Consider the following 16,122-nt stretch of genomic DNA (forward strand, 5'->3'; position numbering starts at 1 on the left):
CGAACCGAAAGTTGTTGTCAGTCAGCGAGTTCAGGGGAGGCAGAGATGAACCAGTCGACGATTTCCGCACCGGCGAGGATGCCGGAGGCTCTGGTTACGGTCAGGTTGGGATGAGTCCAGTTGAGCTGTTCGAGCTCGCCGTGGCGCGGGCGGATGGCAGCGTCGGCCGTGCGCAGCATGGCGGCATCGAGCGCGCCGTCACCGGCGGCGAAAGTTCTTGCCTCATCGGCTAATTCGCCGTTCTCCCGAAGGCGGCGGCGCACCTCGGCCACCGCGCGGCTCTTGCAGACGGCATCGGGCATCGCATAGATCTTGCGCCCCTGCTGGGATACGGACCAACCACGCGCCCGGCACCACGAATCCCATTCCGCGAGAAATCCTTCCGGAACCGCCCTGGGTTTGACCACCAGATAGCAGAAGAGCTGGTCGGCGACCCGGAATTTATCCACCCACGAATCATCGATGCGGTCCGCGAGCGCCGCGGTGACCTCGGTGAGCGTTGCGCCACCCGCCCGCACCAGCGCATCGATATCGCCCCGCCAGTACCGATCCGGCACACCGTCCACCAGGATATTGCCGCCATTGCTGGTGATCGCGTACCGCCAAGGCGCACCCGGCAATTGGATCCGATCGAACTGCTTGATGGTGCGGGTGGTCGCGGGTACGACGGCCGCCGATACGGTCAGCGCCTGCATCCGCAGCGCGGCCGCGGTGGTCATGAACGACAGCGGCGAGCCGTCCAGCTGTTCCACGCAGACGGTCGGCACGTCGGTCGCGGTGTCGAAGGCATTGCGCGAGTAGATCATCGTCCGGTCCAGGTCGGTGGCTACCAGCGCATGTCTTCGGCGCCTGTGGAATTGGATCATCAGCGCACATCCCTGATCAGTCCCATACACGAATAGGCCAGCTCCGGCACCACCTCGACCGGCACGCCGCGGGCCGCGGCGAGCAGGCGGATATGCGCGTGTTCCGGTGCGTCCGCCGACCGGACCAGCACCCGCCACGGCACCCGGCGCAGCAGCACCCGAGTGGTCTCGCCGACGCCCGGCTTCACGAAATTCACTCCGGCGATGCCGTATTCGGCGCGCACCCGCTCCACCGAGGCCCAGCCGGACCAGGTCGGGGTGCGATCGGTGGCGCGCACGGCGGCGACGGCCGCGGCCACCCGCGGCCGCACGGTGTCGAAGGCGGCCGTCACCGTGTCGAGCAGGTGGGCGGACACATCGGCGGCGGCCAGTTCCCGGTAGAACTTCGCGCCGTGGAAATCTCCCGGCCCGATGAGCTCGGTGTTCAAGACGGTTCGCGAAACAAGGCCGGAGACGGTCGAATTCAGGCAGGCCGAGGCGATCAGGAAATCGTCGCGGGTGCCGAAGGTGCGCACACAGTGGCCCGGGTCGGCGAGCACCGCGAGTTCGGCGACGAACCGCGCGCCGCCCGCTGCGTGATAGGCGTCGAGCGCGGCGGTGAGCTCGCGGGCGATCGCACCCTTGCCGGTCCAGCCGTCGACGAATACCACCGATGCCGGATCATGGTGCCCGGCAAGATAATCCAGCGCCACCGCATCGATGCCGCGATCACGCACGATCGAAACGGCGTAGTGCGGTACGGTCAGCCGCGGCAGTCCGGCGTCGCGTCCGAAGGCCAGCCAGCGCCGCATCAGAATGCCGACCGGCGTACCGGCCCTGGCCAGCGACGCCAGCACGATATCCGGACCGCGTTCGGCGACAACGAGTTCCGCAACGGTCGCGACCGCGAGCGCCAACCGCTCCGCGCTCGCCGCGAGTACCTTCTCGAACAGCTCGCGATAGTCGGCATCCGGCTGATATTCGATCGGCAGCGACTCCGCGTAATGCGCGGTACCCGCCTGGATGCGTTTCTCCCGCTCGGCGATATCGGCCTCGAGATCGGCCTGCGACAGATCGGTCAGCAGCCAGGAGACCTCGTCCGCCGCATACGATCCGAAATCCGGACCGTGCAGCGGACGAGGCAGTTCCCGTGCGGCGCGCAGTTCCCGCGGATCGGCGACGGGCAACACCGCCAGCAGGACATCTGACCCGGCGGCGGTCAGTACATCGATCAATCCGCCGTCGGCCGTCAGCGCATCGGTGTCGGCGGGCGCGTCGATCACCACGAGCAGAATCGGATCGGATCCACCCGACTCGTCCGGCCACTGCGCGTTGTACAAATAGCGCGGCTGATCCTCACCCGGTTCGGGAGCTGTGAAACGAAAGCCGCGGCGCAGCGGATAACCGGGCTCGTCCAGAACGTAAGCCGGTGAGCGAGTTGTCGTTTGGAAGCGCGTCGGCGTGCCTGACTCGGCCAGTCCGGCGGCCAGCCGCAGCGGAAGATACATCAGTTCTTCATGCCCGAGCACGATCACGGGCCTGCCGGGTTCGACGCGCGCTCGCAGCACGTCGGTCGCCGCGGCAACGGCCGAATCGAAGGCCGCACCATCGGAATCCAGGAAACCGTGCCTACCGCCCTCTGGAACCCCTGCGGGCCAAGGCAATTCGATTCGATCGAAGGAACCGCGCCACGGCGCTACCGGATTCAACGACGGTTCGGGCAGCTCCGCGACCTTGGTGATCAGATCCTGCGGCAGCACCGTCCGCCCCGACGCCAGGCATACCGTGTCGATCCGCGCCCCGAGTTCGATTGCCGCGGATTCGAATGCGGCTCGATGCGCGTCCGTCCGCATATCGACGAGCGATGCGAGCACGTAATGCGACCGCAGCGCGAACTCGTGCAACGCCCGTATCGCGTCGATGGCCGTCGCACCGGTTGAGATCTCGTCGTCCACCAATACCAGCGGCAGGTCGTTGACGAAGATGTCCGCGGGCGCCGGCTGTAGCAGATGGGAGGTGGCGTGCGAATGTCCCTCCTCGAATCCGGTCAGCGTCTCGGCCGTCGCGACCGCGCGCCTTGTCGAATGCAGGTAGCAGCGCGCCCCGATCCTGGCCGCCACACAGTGGCCGAGACCCGTTGCGGTTTCGGCGAATCCGAGCACAACGGCGTCTCGGTCGCCCAGTGCCGCGCGGACCAGATCACCAAGCCGATGCCCGGCATCGAGTACGCGGTGCGGGTCGGCGGGCAGGTGTTTGCCGAGCACCGTCGAGACCAGCAGATGAGCCCGCCGCGGATTGCGCCGCAGACCCGGCCGGATCAGCTCGTCGACCGATGGCCCGGCACCGTCCGGGCCACGCCGCAGCTCGAGTCCCAGAACCCGTGTGGCCCATGGGATTTCGTTAGGCGTCATACGGTCACCATGGCGGTCAGCAGGTCGACGAACGACACACCCTTGTTCGCGACCCCGAAAACCCGCGCCCGCAACAGCGTCTGCCGCGCCCAATTCCGGTGCGGCTTCATCTCGTTCATCTTGTTCCGGTATGCCGAGGCGGCCACCCCGCCGACCTCCTCGCGCATGATGTGCGAGGCGTCGGAATATTCCTCGTGCGTCACCACCGAAAGCGCGTGCACCGCGGCGACGTGTGCGGGATGGATCACCGTCTTGCCCTGAATCCCGTTGGCGCGATCCAGCGTTATCTCGCGCAGCAGCCCGTCCAGGTCCCGGCTCACCAGGTACTGACGGAACGGCACCGCATCGGATTCGGCGAACGGCGCGGTGCGCAGCAGCGGCCGGAACATCCGCTCGTGGTCGGCGAAGTACTCCCACACCGGCCCGGTGATCACGAAACCGGTTCCGTCCGCGCGCCCGAGGTAGTTCACGATATCGGCGATCACGTCCGCGACCACCCGCACGTCATAGATGGTGAGGTCGCGATCGCGACGAATTCCGAAGGTGGAGCACATATCGGTGGCGCCCACGCGCACCGCGAGCACCCTTTCCCGATGTTCGTCGAGTAGCCGGGCGATCCGGCCGAGTTCGCGATCCCTGGTCTGCCGATGCACCAGCTCCGGCGATTCGAGCACCGGCATGCCGAACACCGGGCGCTCCAGGATTTCGCACGCTTTATCCAGCGCGGCAAGGTATTCCGGGCCCGAGGCGGCCGTGAATTTCGGAAAGACGAAGCCGGTGAGCACCCGCGCGCCCGCGCCGAGCTGTCCGGCGATCTCGACCACCGATGCCGCATCGCGCACCCGGACGAACAGCAGCGGATTCGGATCGACGCCGCCGGCAAGCACATTCAGCGTCTCCACGGCCAGATGCTCGGCCAGCTCCAGCTCGTCGTCGGCGACCGCGTCCTCCAGATCGATCACCATCGAGCACACGCCCTGCGCGGCCCGCCGCTGAATGGTCCGCACCAGATCGGGCCGGGTGGCCGGGGCATAGAGCGTCGCGCCGAGCGCGACGGCCAGCAGTTCTCGATCGGCGCTGCCGCCGAACGGTTCTGGCTGCCGATAGAACAGCTCACGCAGTCGCGGACCCTCGACCTGTTGAAAATGCCGCAGCGGAAACCGTTTCCGCAGGGATACCGTCGGCCGGACGGCGAAACCCGCGGTCACCGGTTGACTCTCATACTTCTCGTGGTCCTGCTTGCTTTCTGATTCGGTCGACAACGCCCGCGACGAATTCGGCGACGGCATCGAGTTCGGTCACATACGCCCAGTAGTCGGGGTGGCGCCCGGTCAGCGACTCGGTGATCCGGTCGATCCTGGCGGACTGCGCGTCGAGTACCGAACCCCATTCTGCGGTGAGCCCGCGACCCACCGCGAGCATCTGCGCGTCGCGCAGCCGGAATCGTGTGGCCTTGGCTTTCTCCTGTGGATTCTCGCGAACCTCCCGCAACAGGGTGAGCCGCTTGGTGACGGCGTCGACCAACCGGTCGGCCTCGGCGAGGTGATCGCGAGCGGCAGTGGTCAGATCAAGGGCAAGCTCCGGGTTGTCGTCGGTCAGTGCCGCGCGAGCCCGGCCGAGCGCGGAGTCCGCGGCGTCGATGGCCCGCTGGCTTTCACGCCCATTGTTAGCCAGATCCGCGGAACTCGCAGCATTGAATTCTCGCAGCAGACCCGAATACGCCGGATCGAGCCGCTCGGCCCTGGTGCGAACGGCGGCGAGCCGGGTGGTCGCCGACGCGATCGCGGTGGTTGCCGTGCCGCGCCGAGATGGGGCCTGCGCCAACGCATCCGACAGCTCCTTCGCCGCCGTCGCCAACCGGTTCGCGGCCTCGCGTTGTGCGTTGACATCACCCTGCGCGCCCGCGGCCTCCAATGTGAGCAGAGCCTCATCCACAGCCGCGGCGTGTTCGCGCACAGAGGGATATCCCGCGTACTCGGATTCGGCCGCCTCCCGCCGCGCCCGCGCCGCGTCGGCGGTCACCTGCTGCACCAGCTGCGGCACCGCGCCGAGCACGGAGACGGCGTGTTCCAGCGCACCCTGGTTGCCGCGATAGAACTCGTCCACCCCTCTTGCCGCATCGGCGAGCTGCCGCAGCACCGCGTCCACCTTGGCTTGGCCCTGGTTCACCGGAGTCTCATCGCGCTCGGCGGCGTCCAGTTCCTCGGTCAGCGCGAGATACGCACCCGCCGCGGCATAGCACCTGGCCCGCACCGCATCCCAGCGCGCGCCGAGCCGCCGCTCCGGAAAGACCTGATCGGCCGCGACCGTCGCCGCCTCGGCCACACTCTGCCGCTTGTCCATATCCAGGAAAGCGGCCGTCAGCGGCGGCCGGACCTGTTGAAACCACTCGGTGTTCCCGGAGGATCGGAACCACCCACGCCTACGGCCTGCCACGAAACCGATCGTAGGAGATCCGCGGCGGCCAGGACCGTTACGCGGTCAGCCGGATGTCCGGTGGGAGCCAATCGCCGCGGAAGCTATTACTGTCGTAAGACGTACCCGGCGTTTCGGACATTGCTGGGGAACCGAGCAGGCAGAACGATTGGAAGGATCCCCGCATGGGCGTCAGTTTGTCGAAGGGCGGCAATGTCTCGCTGACCAAGGCAGCGCCGAATCTGACCGCGGTTTCGGTCGGTCTGGGGTGGGATGTCCGCACCACGACCGGCACCGATTTCGACCTGGACGCGAGCGCCATCGCGACCGGCGCGGACAAGAAGGTGCTCTCGGACAAGCACTTCGTGTTCTTCAACAACCTCCGCTCCCCGGAGGGCACCATCGAGCACACCGGCGACAACCTGACCGGCGAGGGCGAGGGTGACGACGAGACCATCAACGTCGACCTGGCCAACACCCCGCCGAATATCGAGTCGATCGTCTTCCCGGTGTCGATCTACGACGCCGACGCTCGCGGACAGTCCTTCGGCCAGGTGCGCAACGCCTACATCCGCGTTGTCGACCGCAGCAGCGGCGCGGAGCTGGCCCGCTACGACCTGACCGAGGACGCCTCCACCGAGACCGCGATGGTCTTCGGCGAGCTGTACCGCAACGGCGCCGAGTGGAAGTTCCGGGCCATCGGTCAGGGCTACGCCTCCGGCCTGGCCGGCATCGCGCGCGACTACGGCGTCAACGTCTAACGCGCGCAACGGCATTGGTCTAGGGGCCCGACAGTGGGCCCCTAGACGCGCGTTCGGGCTGGTCAATGCGCTAGCGCGCAGTGTTGGACATCCGGCGGTTCAGCGGTCACGCTGATTTCGACTGCCGCCATCCGATTCCGCTGAACCGATAATGAAAGGTCCCCGCGTGGTACTGCGTATTTTCGGCCTCTCCGCCGTCGTGACGGTGATCTCGCTGATCGCGGCACTCATCTACGGCGGGCCGACCGCCCTCGCGCTCTGTGCCATCCTCGGCGTGCTCGAAGTGTCACTATCCTTCGACAACGCCGTCATCAACGCCACCGTGCTGGAGCGGATGAGCGAGTTCTGGCAGAAGATCTTCCTGACCGTCGGCGTCGTGATCGCCGTATTCGGCATGCGGCTGCTGTTCCCGCTTGCCATCGTGTGGATCACCGCCAAGCTCAACCCGATTCGCGCATTCGACCTGGCGCTGAACCCACCCACCGACGGCAGCAAGACCTACGAGCAGCTGCTCACCGACGCGCATCCGCAGATCGCCGCGTTCGGCGGCATGTTCCTGGCGATGCTGTTCCTGAACTTCATCTTCGAGGAACGGGAGATCACCTGGCTCAGCTGGCTGGAGAAGCCGCTGGCCCGGGCGGGCAAGCTGGATATGCTCTCGGTGGCGGTCGCGGGTGTCGGCCTGCTGCTCACCGCGGAATTCATTGCCTCCGACGCGAATCGGTCGACGGTGCTGATCGCGGGGCTGCTCGGCATGGTCTCCTACATCGTGATCGACGGACTCGGCTCGTTCTTCCACACCGACGAGGAGGGCGAGGGTGGACCGTCGAAGCTGGTGAAGGCCAGCGGCAAGGCCGCGTTCTTCCTCTTCCTGTACCTGGAGGTGCTCGACGCCTCGTTCTCCTTCGACGGCGTGATCGGCGCCTTCGCCATCACCTCCGACCCGATCATCATCGCGCTCGGCCTCGGCCTCATCGGCGCCATGTTCGTGCGATCGATCACGGTGTTCCTGGTGCGCAAGGGCACGCTGTCGGAGTACGTCTACCTGGAGCACGGCGCGCACTGGGCCATCGGCGCGCTGGCGTTCATCCTGTTCCTCTCGATCGGCGTGGAAATCAACGACATCGTCACCGGTCTGGTCGGTGTCGGATTCATCGGCGCCGCATTCATCACGAGCATCATTCGCAACCGCCGCGAGGATGCCCGCGACGTCGATGCCGAACGGGAACGGACGCCGGTAGGCTGATTTCGCGGCCGAGCATTCGAAATTGACGAGGGGGATCGCGATGACGACCAACAATCCTGGTGGGGTGAACCTATCCAAGGTGACGCTCACCAAGGCGACGCCGAGCATCAGCCTCACCAAACCCGGTGACCAGCACGGAATCATGCGGGTGAACCTGAATTGGACGACGGGCGCGCGACGCGGGCTGTTCAAGCGGTCGAACCCGATCGATCTCGATCTCGGCTGCCTCTATGAATTGTCCAGTGGCAAAAAGGGTGTCGTGCAGGCGCTGGGCAACAGCTTCGGCGCCCTGGATGGCGAGCCCTATATCCGGCTCGACGGCGACGACCGCAGCGGCAGCGCGGCCGGCGGCGAGAATATGCACATCAATCTCGAACGGCCCGACCTGTTCCGGCGGATCCTGATCTTCGCGTTCATCTACGAGGGCGTGCCGAACTGGGCCGCCGCCGACGGCGTCGTGACCCTGTTCCCGACGGCGGGCCCGCAGATCGAGGTCCGGCTCGACTCCCCGGTGGACGGTGCTCGCTCGTGTGCCATTGCCCTGCTACAGAATCAGGGCAATGGCATCACGGTGCACCGCGAAGTGCATTACATCAACGGTGCGCAGCGGGAGATCGATAAGGCATACAACTGGGGGATGGACTGGAAGAGCGGCCGTAAGTAGGCCGTTCGTTCCTGCTCCTCTCGTGGGCGAGCTCTGCTCACGAAGAGCGTTCGCCTGGCTCGATCCGCCTGTCTTGTGGGGGTGCAACCCCCACACCCCGCCCGGCGGGGCTACGCCCCCCGGACCCCCCGGTTTCGCTGGTTGCGTTTCAGCGAACCGCAAGCACCGCAGCGGGGCCGGGTTGCCGCACCGGCTCGGCGCTCGGCTTGCGCGAGGCGAACATCATGCCTGCCAGACCGATCGCGAGCCCGGCAATTGTCAAGGGGTGCAGCGGTTGGCCGACGATCAGCCAGGCCGCGACGGCCGTCACCGCGGGCGTGACGAACAGCAACCGGCTCACCCGGGTGGCGTCCATGCGCCGCAGCATCCAGAAGTAGAGCAGGAATGCGGCGATCGAATTCAGCAACACCATCCAGGCGATCGCGCCGCTGAACCGGACCACGTCGTAGACGTGCAATTGCCCGGTGGCCCAAGCGATTATCCCGGCGACGGGGGCGCTGATGAGCAGGTGCACCGAGGTCGCCGCCTTCGGATCCACCCCGGATACATAGCGCTTCTGATAGATGGTGCCGAGGCTCAGACCGAGCAATCCGGTCACGCAAAGCAGCAGTCCCGCAAGGGAAAACGAGGTCTTGTCCAGTACCGCGAGCGCGACGCCGACGCCACCGATCGCGAATCCGAACCACTGCCGCGGCGTGATGGATTCGCCGAGGAATCCGGCGAACAATGCGATCACCACCGGGCTCAGTCCCTGTATCAGCGCGATGACCGCACCGGGCACGTGCTGACCCATCGCCGAGTAGAAGCCGCCGAACTGCACGATCTGCAGCAGTAATCCGGCGACGATCACATGCCCGAGTTCTCGTCCGCGCGGCCATTTCACCCGCACGAGCATCGAATAGGCGGCGAGTAGTACGCCCGCGATGCCGAAGCGCGCGAACAGCACCGTCATCGAGGGCGCCGCGCCGACACCGATGATCCCGGCGATGAAAGCACTGCTCCACATGAGCACGAACAGCGGCTGGACACCCGCCGCGAAATAGGTCTTCACGATCTTCCCTCCAAGTAACCCCTCAAGGTGGTTACACCCTCACACGATCCGCGATAACCTGTCAAGGTGGTTACTATGGAGCTCATGCACACCTTCGTCAGTGGGAACCTCGCCCTCGACTTCGCGGGGACGGTCCGGGGCCGCACCACCTACAACGAGGACACGCTCACCGATCCGGCCGCCTTCGGCCGGTGGACGGTCGCGGCGTCGGTGCTGGACCAGGCGCCGGACTGCGACGCGCCAACGCTGGACCGGGCGATCCGGGTACGCGAGGCGAGCTATCGGCTCGCGCTCGCCGCTATCCGTGGCACCGCGGCCGACGACGCCGACCGCACCGTGCTCAACGCGGCCGCAGGCGAATTGCCAACGCTCACTTTGCAATCCGACGGCACACTGACCAGGACCGGCGATGCGAACGCGGCCATTTCCGCCATCGCGCGGGCCGCGCTCGAACTGCTCGGCACCGATCAGCGCCACCGCATCAAGGAATGCGGCCGGGACGAATGCACTCGGCTGTATGTCGATACCTCGCGCGGCGGTTCCCGGCGCTGGTGCGATATGACCGGCTGCGGTAACCGCGCCAAGAGCGCCGCCTTCCGCGCCCGGCACGCGGACTGAGGGGGTTCACGTCCCGGACGGTCCGAGACCCATTCGGTGTGCCTGCGCGATCGCCTGGGCGCGATCGCGCACCCGCAGCTTCGCGAACAGCGAGTTGACGTGGCTCTTGACCGTGCTCACCCCGATGAACAACTCCTTGGCGATCTCGGAGTTGTTGCACCCCTTCGCCATAAGCCGCAGCACATCGAGTTCCCTTGCGCTGAGTCCCAATTCGGTTGGCGTCGGGAGCTGGGGCGCCGTCGTGAGCGCCGCGACCAGGCGCTGCCCTACCTCGGCGGAGAAGGTGGCCTGCCCGCCCGCGACGGCCCTTATCGCCGTGGCGATTTCGTGTCGGCCCGCATCCTTGGTGAGATATCCGCGCGCGCCCGCCCGCAACGCACCCGCGATGGATTCATCATCGGCATAGGTGGTCAGCACCAGCACGGCGGTGCCGGGACACGCCGCGGCGATCGCGGCCGTCGCGGCGACACCGTCCAGCACCGGCATCCGTAGATCCATCAGCGCCACATCCGGTGCCAGCCGCGTCACCAACTCGACCGCCTCGGCGCCATCGCGCGCCTCACCGACCACCTCGATATCCGGCAGCAGCGACAGCACCGTGGTCAACCCCTCCCGCACAATGGTCTGATCGTCGGCGACCACCACCGAAATCACCTGTGCTTCACCATCTTTCGCGTCAGGCACCGATCATCTCCCGCTGGGCCATCGAGTATTCCGCGCCCGATCACCGAGTCGACACACCGATTCATCGGCGCGGCACCGTAATTCGAACGGCCCACAGCTCACCGACCTTTCCCGCCTCGGCGGTCCCGCCGAGCGCGCCGACCCGCTCACGCATGCCGAGTAGCCCCGCACCCATACCCGAGGCCGCCAGCAGTCCGGCTCGGGCACCGAGCGGGTTCTCGGCCGTCAGCTCCACCGATTCCGGTCCGGCAACCAGGCGCAGCGTAACCGCGGCGCCCGGTGCATGCTTCCTGGCGTTGGTCAGCGCCTCCTGCGCGCCGCGCAACAGCGCCAGGCTCACCTGCTCACCCAACTGTTCGACCGGGCCATCGATATGCAAGTCCACCTGGCCGCCCGCCGCCCGGTGCTCGTCCGCCACCCGAGCCAATTCGGTTGGCAGATCAATACTTTCGGCACGCAACGCACCGACGACCCGGCGCGCGTCGGCCAGTCCGGACGCGGCGAGCCCGCGCGAGGTCCGCACCAACGCCCCGGCCCGGTCCACCTCGCCCGCCTCGAGCAGCGCATCGGCCGCATCCAGTTGCAGCACCAGTCCGCCGAGCGTATGGGCCAGCACGTCGTGCACCTCGCGCGCGATGCGGCCGCGCTCGGCCAGCGCGGCCGCCCGGTCCCGCTCGGCGCGGATCTCCCTGCTCTGCTCGACCAGCAGCCGATTCTGTTCCGCGGTCACCCGGAACTGCCTGCGGCTGGAGCCGAGCAGCGAGACCAGCGCGATACCACCGAGCAGACCCACGATCACGCCGAGCGGCGCATGACGCAGCAGCGCCGAACAGCTCATCGTCACCGCGGCGAGCACCGCGACCGCGATACCGAACGGCAACGAATGTTGTTGCAGGGCAATGGCTACGAAGACGGCGACCCATACGATGATCGCCGAGCCGCCGAACCACGCGACCGTCAGCCCGCCGCACACCGTCATCACCAGCAGCGCGGCATGATCGATCAGCAACCGGTCCGCGGGCAGCAGCGCCCAGATCAGATAGGCAAGCGCGCCGATCCCGGCCAGCACCAGCACCGGGACGCCGAGCCGGTCCAGGTCGTAACCGCGCAGCCAGGCGAAAACGGCGACGAGCCCGGCCAGGCGTACGAGCCTGACCAGGATCGTCGGCTGCGGGACGTTCGCGCGGTCGAACATCCGGTCAGTATCCATTGCCGCGGCGGGACCGATTCACGCCGCGGGCGTCCGAACCGGCACCGGCCCGGCCAGCCGCTCGACCCGCCGCGAGATGATCAGTATCCGGCCGAGCCGATTGATCCCGAGCATCGCGACCAGCGCACCCGCCGATGCCACCGCCGTCGCGCCGTAACCGACTGCGACAACATCTATTACGATGCGCACCACGATCAGCACCAGCCACAGCGAGGAAGCGAGCGGTCCGGTCCGAACCAGCAACCCGCCCTGCGGATCCCGTGCGAACTGCGACATCGCGCCCATCACCGCGCCGACCGCGAGCGAGAGCGCGCCCTCGAACACCAGCAATGCGATATCGACCGTCCCGAGCGCGGCGACCTCGACGGAATTCACAAAGATGACGGCCCCGACGATCCCGAAGATCAGCGGCGCCCGCCACATGCGCGCCGGATCGTAGAGCCGCCACTGATTCTGGCGATAGATGATCCAACCGACGATGACGACGGCGATTGCGATGGAGAGCAGGGTCTGCTGGTTCATGCCTCTCACCCTGCGCTTTTCGCCTGTGCGACAGCACCGCCCGAGGGTGGAACGCGGGTGGAATCCGCCGGTCCACCTTCAAGCGTGGAGACGGCCCAGGGTATGGATGCCGGTGGCGTCGATTCTCTAGACGGGTACGAGTTCACCTGGGTCGTAGCGCGGCACCGGGGGCGTCGGTGCTCGATAGCCGCGCGGCGTGGCCCGCAGAAAGAGGAAGAAGAAGATTGCCAGCAGCACCGCACGTCCCCAGACGCCGAACAGCACGACGTTCTCCATCTGGTTCATCCCGGACGCGCCGGTGGCGATCACATAGAAGTACCGGAACACACCGATCCCGATCGCCGCGTCGGCGAGCAGGTAGCCGCCGATCAATGTCCACGGCACGTCTAGCAGCACGAAGAAGGGTAGTAGCCACAGCGTGTACTGCGGCGAATGCACCTTGTGGAACAGCAGGAAGCCGCACAACATAGCACCGCTCACGCCCAGCCATGGGAATACGCCGGTGGAACCGTAACGCTTCCAGCCCAACCACATCGCCAGCGCGAACGACGAAAGCACCAGCGCCGGTGAGGCAACCGAAACCGTGTGCTGGAAAAATGCCTCGCTCGCAACGTCATCCGGGGCGAACAAACGCCGAAGCCCCCAGTACCAAATGGAATTGGTGGTGATATCGGCCTGGCGCAGCTGCTGGAAGGTGATCGATGCGCGCCAGCCGTCGTATCCGGCCACCGCGAACGGCAGATTCACCGCGACCACCGTCGCCACGGCCGACGCGGCCGTCAGCAGGGCGCCGCGCACATCGCGACCGGCGCGTTCCACCCCGCCGGTGAGCACGTACACGGCCAGCGGCAGCACGAAGATCCCCGGATAGAGCTTCAGGCAGAAGCCGATCCCGAGCAGTACCGCTGCCGCGATCCCTCTGGCGCGCAACGAATATCGGGTCGGCACGGTGACGATGTACACCGCCGCCACCGTCGTGGCGACCACCGGTAGCTCCCAATTGTGGAAGGCGTAGAGCACCAGCGGCGGCCCGGCCGCCCACAGCAGCGCCGCGCGGCCGCCGAGTCGGGCCAGCAGCAGCGCCGTCAGCAGCGCGAACGGTGCGAGCAAGAGCGCGCTGTGCGCGAGGAATTCGGCGTCGTTGTGCGCACCCTGACCGCCCAGCCACATCAGCACGCCGCTGAGCACCGGATATTCGACCGCGCCGCCGACGAGCTGACCGTCCGGGGTGATGTCGCCGTTCACGTACGGAAAGACGTGCTGGTCGATATCCCGTCCGAGCCACAGGAATTGGATATCCGAATAGCAGACGTCGGAATCCTTGATGAGGTCGAAGGCGATGCTGCGGCCGCTCGCTTCGAACGGCGCGCCCGCACATCGTGCCTTGTTCGCGTATGCGAGCAGCAGCGTGAGTCCGCACAGCAGCATCACGACCGCGGTCAGCGCGGTTTGCCGGGTCACCCGCCCGGCGAACAGGTCGCGGGCGACGAGTCCGGTCGGCATGGGCACCACCCTAGGTGCCAATCGGCCGAATTGCCGGTAGTCCCCCGCGAGAACCGGCGCCGTGCCTTGTTCCACCCGCGCACCGGTCGGCTCGCCGGACCTGATTTCGCTGCTCACCGGCCCTTCATGTAGCCTTGTCGGGTTGCTGACGCAACGACCCTCCTGCCACGGACCGTCCGTGGCCGTTTCCCAGTCCACAGGAGGTGATTGGTCCGTGCGTCATTACGAAGTGATGGTCATCCTCGATCCGAGCCTGGACGAGCGCACTGTTGGTCCGTCGCTGGACAACATGCTCAGTGTCGTTCGCACCGATGGCGGCAAGATCGACAAGGTCGACATCTGGGGCCGTCGCCGGCTCGCATACGAGATCCGCAAGCAGGCCGAGGGCATCTACGCCGTGGTCGATCTGACCGCCGAGCCCGCCACCGTGAGCGAGCTCGACCGCCAGCTCGGACTCAACGAGTCGGTGCTGCGCACCAAGGTTCTGCGCCACGACAAGTGACCGCGTCCGCACGATCGTCCCGGTGAAAGCCGGGATGACGACTCCTCGATTGCGTCGGTGTCTATCTCTAGGCTCTAGCGCGACAGCGAGTTGCATGCGGACCGCACACCGAGCAGGAGGAACCACATGGCAGGCGACACGGTCATCACCGTCATCGGAAATCTGACGGCAGACCCCGAGCTTCGATTCACGCCCGCGGGGCAAGCGGTGGCGAATTTCACCGTCGCGTCCACTCCCCGTGTGTTCGATCGCAATTCGAACGAATGGAAAGACGGCGAGGCTCTGTTCCTGCGCTGCAATATCTGGCGCGAAGCTGCGGAGAATGTCGCCGAGAGCCTGACTCGCGGCTCCCGAGTGATCGTGAGCGGACGACTCAAGCAGCGCTCCTACGAAACCCGCGAGGGTGAGAAGCGCACGGTCGTCGAGCTCGAGGTCGACGAGGTCGGCCCCTCGCTGCGCTATGCCACCGCGAAGGTCAACAAGTCCAACCGCGGTGGCGGTGGTGGCGGCGGCTTCGGTGGCGGCGGTGGTTTCTCCGGCGGTGGCAACACCGGTGGTGGTGGCGGTGGTCGTTCCGGCGGAGCCGAGGACGACCCATGGGGCAGCGCGCCCGCGGCAGGCTCCTTCGGGGGCGGCCGCATGGATGACGAACCGCCGTTCTGACAAACGGCACTGATCGGCCCGATTTGTTTTGGGCCACAATAATTTACGGAGTAGAAGACCATGCCTAAAGCGCCCGCGCGCGAAAAGGTGCTGAAGAAGAAGGCCTGCGCTTTCTGCAAGGAAGCCAAGTCCGGCGTCGTTTCGATCGATTACAAGGACACGACGCTGCTGCGCAAGTACGTCAGCGACCGCGGCAAGATCCGCGCCCGCCGCGTCACCGGCAATTGCGTGCAGCACCAGCGTGATATCGCCGTCGCCGTCAAGAATTCGCGTGAGGTCGCGCTGCTGCCTTACGTGTCGACGGCTCGCTGAGAAAGGGAGGCACACAATGAAGTTGATTCTGACCGCTGATGTGGACAACCTCGGTGCCCCCGGTGACACCGTCGAGGTCAAGGACGGCTACGGCCGCAACTACCTGCTGCCGCGCGGCCTGGCCATCGTGGCCAGCCGGGGCGCTCAGAAGCAGGTCGAGGGCATCCGCCGGGCCCAGGAGGCCCGCCGGGTGCGCGACCTGGATCACGCCAACGAGCTGAAGCAGGCCATCGAGGCCCTGACGTCGGTGTCGCTCTCGGTGAAGACCGCGGGCACCGGCAAGCTGTTCGGCTCGGTGACCCAGTCGGATGTCGCCGCTGCCATCAAGGCGGCGGGCGGGCCCGTCGTCGACAAGCGCAGCATCGAGCTGCCGAAGGCGCACATCAAGACGACCGGTAAGCACGGCGTCGTGGTGCACCTGCACCCGGATGTGGTTGCCAAGTTCGACCTTCAGGTCGCGGCGGCCAGCTAATACCGCATCGGTCGAAGCCACTCTTGTGATCACCACAAGGGTGGCTTTCGGCTGCGCTTCTTCGGGTGCTATCTGCGGTTAGCTCTGAATTTGCTTGCGTGTCGCTGCCGGTGTGTCGTGAATGGTTGGGCGATTGATCGAAATGGTTCGACCTCCGGTTATTCGACCTGTGGATTACCGGCAAAACCGACCGGACGTAATGTGACTCAGCTCATATCCGGTCCATGTGCTGTTAACCCAACA

The 16,122-nt window shown here is 66.5% G+C and carries 17 protein-coding genes; 8 read left to right on the forward strand and 9 right to left on the reverse strand.

Features of this window, described 5'->3' with window-relative positions; translation table 11 throughout:
- Positions 1-17 precede the first annotated feature (17 nt).
- Genes F5544_RS44975 through F5544_RS44990 form a run of 4 tightly spaced genes read right to left on the reverse strand, consistent with a single transcriptional unit; the run spans position 18 to position 5,692 of the window.
- Entirely contained in the window at positions 18-866 is an 849-nt protein-coding gene (locus tag F5544_RS44975) for an HAD family hydrolase (protein WP_167478758.1), read from the reverse strand.
- Entirely contained in the window at positions 866-3,256 is a 2,391-nt protein-coding gene (locus F5544_RS44980) for a phosphoribosyltransferase (RefSeq protein ID WP_167478759.1), read from the reverse strand. Before F5544_RS44980 ends, F5544_RS44975 begins: the two co-directional genes overlap by 1 nt.
- Positions 3,253-4,464: an HpcH/HpaI aldolase/citrate lyase family protein gene (locus F5544_RS44985; RefSeq protein WP_428847106.1), complete on the reverse strand. Its 1,212-nt coding sequence runs from the start codon at positions 4,462-4,464 to the stop codon at positions 3,253-3,255. The genes F5544_RS44980 and F5544_RS44985 overlap by 4 nt, the downstream gene beginning before the upstream one ends.
- A gap of 10 nt (positions 4,465-4,474) precedes the next feature.
- Positions 4,475-5,692, reverse strand: a complete 1,218-nt coding sequence (locus tag F5544_RS44990) for a hypothetical protein (protein WP_238846999.1) — start codon at positions 5,690-5,692, stop codon at positions 4,475-4,477.
- A gap of 164 nt (positions 5,693-5,856) precedes the next feature.
- On the opposite strand from F5544_RS44990, the gene F5544_RS44995 reads away from it, so the two are divergent.
- The 3 genes from F5544_RS44995 (at position 5,857) to F5544_RS45005 (ending at position 8,342) form a co-directional block, all read left to right on the forward strand.
- Positions 5,857-6,432 carry a TerD family protein gene (locus tag F5544_RS44995; protein ID WP_167478760.1) on the forward strand — a complete coding sequence of 192 codons (576 nt, stop codon included), beginning with the start codon at positions 5,857-5,859 and terminating at the stop codon, positions 6,430-6,432.
- A gap of 166 nt (positions 6,433-6,598) precedes the next feature.
- Positions 6,599-7,678 carry a DUF475 domain-containing protein gene (locus tag F5544_RS45000; RefSeq protein ID WP_167478761.1) on the forward strand — a complete coding sequence of 360 codons (1,080 nt, stop codon included), beginning with the start codon at positions 6,599-6,601 and terminating at the stop codon, positions 7,676-7,678.
- Positions 7,679-7,718: 40 nt separating this feature from the next.
- Complete coding sequence (locus F5544_RS45005) at positions 7,719-8,342, forward strand: TerD family protein (protein ID WP_167478762.1); 624 nt, start codon at positions 7,719-7,721, stop codon at positions 8,340-8,342.
- A gap of 148 nt (positions 8,343-8,490) precedes the next feature.
- Here the strand turns inward: F5544_RS45005 and F5544_RS45010 are convergent, their stop codons facing one another.
- Complete coding sequence (locus F5544_RS45010) at positions 8,491-9,393, reverse strand: DMT family transporter (RefSeq protein WP_238847000.1); 903 nt, start codon at positions 9,391-9,393, stop codon at positions 8,491-8,493.
- A 75-nt stretch (positions 9,394-9,468) separates the two neighbouring features.
- On the opposite strand from F5544_RS45010, the gene F5544_RS45015 reads away from it, so the two are divergent.
- Positions 9,469-10,011 (forward strand): CGNR zinc finger domain-containing protein, encoded by a 543-nt coding sequence (locus tag F5544_RS45015; RefSeq protein ID WP_238847001.1) that lies wholly within the window; start codon positions 9,469-9,471, stop codon positions 10,009-10,011.
- A gap of 6 nt (positions 10,012-10,017) precedes the next feature.
- Here the strand turns inward: F5544_RS45015 and F5544_RS45020 are convergent, their stop codons facing one another.
- From F5544_RS45020 to F5544_RS45035, 4 genes are all read right to left on the reverse strand, one after another.
- Positions 10,018-10,695 carry a response regulator transcription factor gene (locus F5544_RS45020; RefSeq protein WP_238847002.1) on the reverse strand — a complete coding sequence of 226 codons (678 nt, stop codon included), beginning with the start codon at positions 10,693-10,695 and terminating at the stop codon, positions 10,018-10,020.
- Positions 10,696-10,756: 61 nt separating this feature from the next.
- The gene (locus F5544_RS47255) at positions 10,757-11,890 is read right to left on the reverse strand and encodes a sensor histidine kinase (RefSeq protein ID WP_167478763.1); all 1,134 of its coding nucleotides are present in this window, start codon (positions 11,888-11,890) and stop codon (positions 10,757-10,759) included.
- 33 nt (positions 11,891-11,923) lie between these two features.
- Positions 11,924-12,427, reverse strand: coding sequence for a hypothetical protein (locus F5544_RS45030; RefSeq protein ID WP_167478764.1), 504 nt, complete (start codon positions 12,425-12,427; stop codon positions 11,924-11,926).
- 126 nt (positions 12,428-12,553) lie between these two features.
- Positions 12,554-13,930 carry a glycosyltransferase 87 family protein gene (locus F5544_RS45035; RefSeq protein WP_167479952.1) on the reverse strand — a complete coding sequence of 459 codons (1,377 nt, stop codon included), beginning with the start codon at positions 13,928-13,930 and terminating at the stop codon, positions 12,554-12,556.
- A gap of 214 nt (positions 13,931-14,144) precedes the next feature.
- Between F5544_RS45035 and rpsF the strand changes: the two genes are divergently transcribed.
- The 4 genes from rpsF to rplI all read left to right on the forward strand — a co-directional run bounded on the left by rpsF (position 14,145) and on the right by rplI (position 15,879).
- Entirely contained in the window at positions 14,145-14,432 is a 288-nt protein-coding gene (rpsF, locus tag F5544_RS45040) for a 30S ribosomal protein S6 (RefSeq protein ID WP_120039865.1), read from the forward strand.
- 126 nt (positions 14,433-14,558) lie between these two features.
- On the forward strand, positions 14,559-15,095 hold the full coding sequence (locus F5544_RS45045; RefSeq protein WP_167478765.1) for a single-stranded DNA-binding protein: 537 nt from the start codon (positions 14,559-14,561) through the stop codon (positions 15,093-15,095).
- Positions 15,096-15,155: 60 nt separating this feature from the next.
- The gene (gene rpsR, locus F5544_RS45050) at positions 15,156-15,407 is read left to right on the forward strand and encodes a 30S ribosomal protein S18 (protein ID WP_167478766.1); all 252 of its coding nucleotides are present in this window, start codon (positions 15,156-15,158) and stop codon (positions 15,405-15,407) included.
- Between the two features lie 16 nt (positions 15,408-15,423).
- Positions 15,424-15,879: a 50S ribosomal protein L9 gene (rplI, locus tag F5544_RS45055; protein ID WP_167478767.1), complete on the forward strand. Its 456-nt coding sequence runs from the start codon at positions 15,424-15,426 to the stop codon at positions 15,877-15,879.
- Positions 15,880-16,122: the final 243 nt, after the last annotated feature.

This window comes from Nocardia arthritidis (assembly GCF_011801145.1).
GTDB lineage: Bacteria > Actinomycetota > Actinomycetes > Mycobacteriales > Mycobacteriaceae > Nocardia > Nocardia arthritidis_A.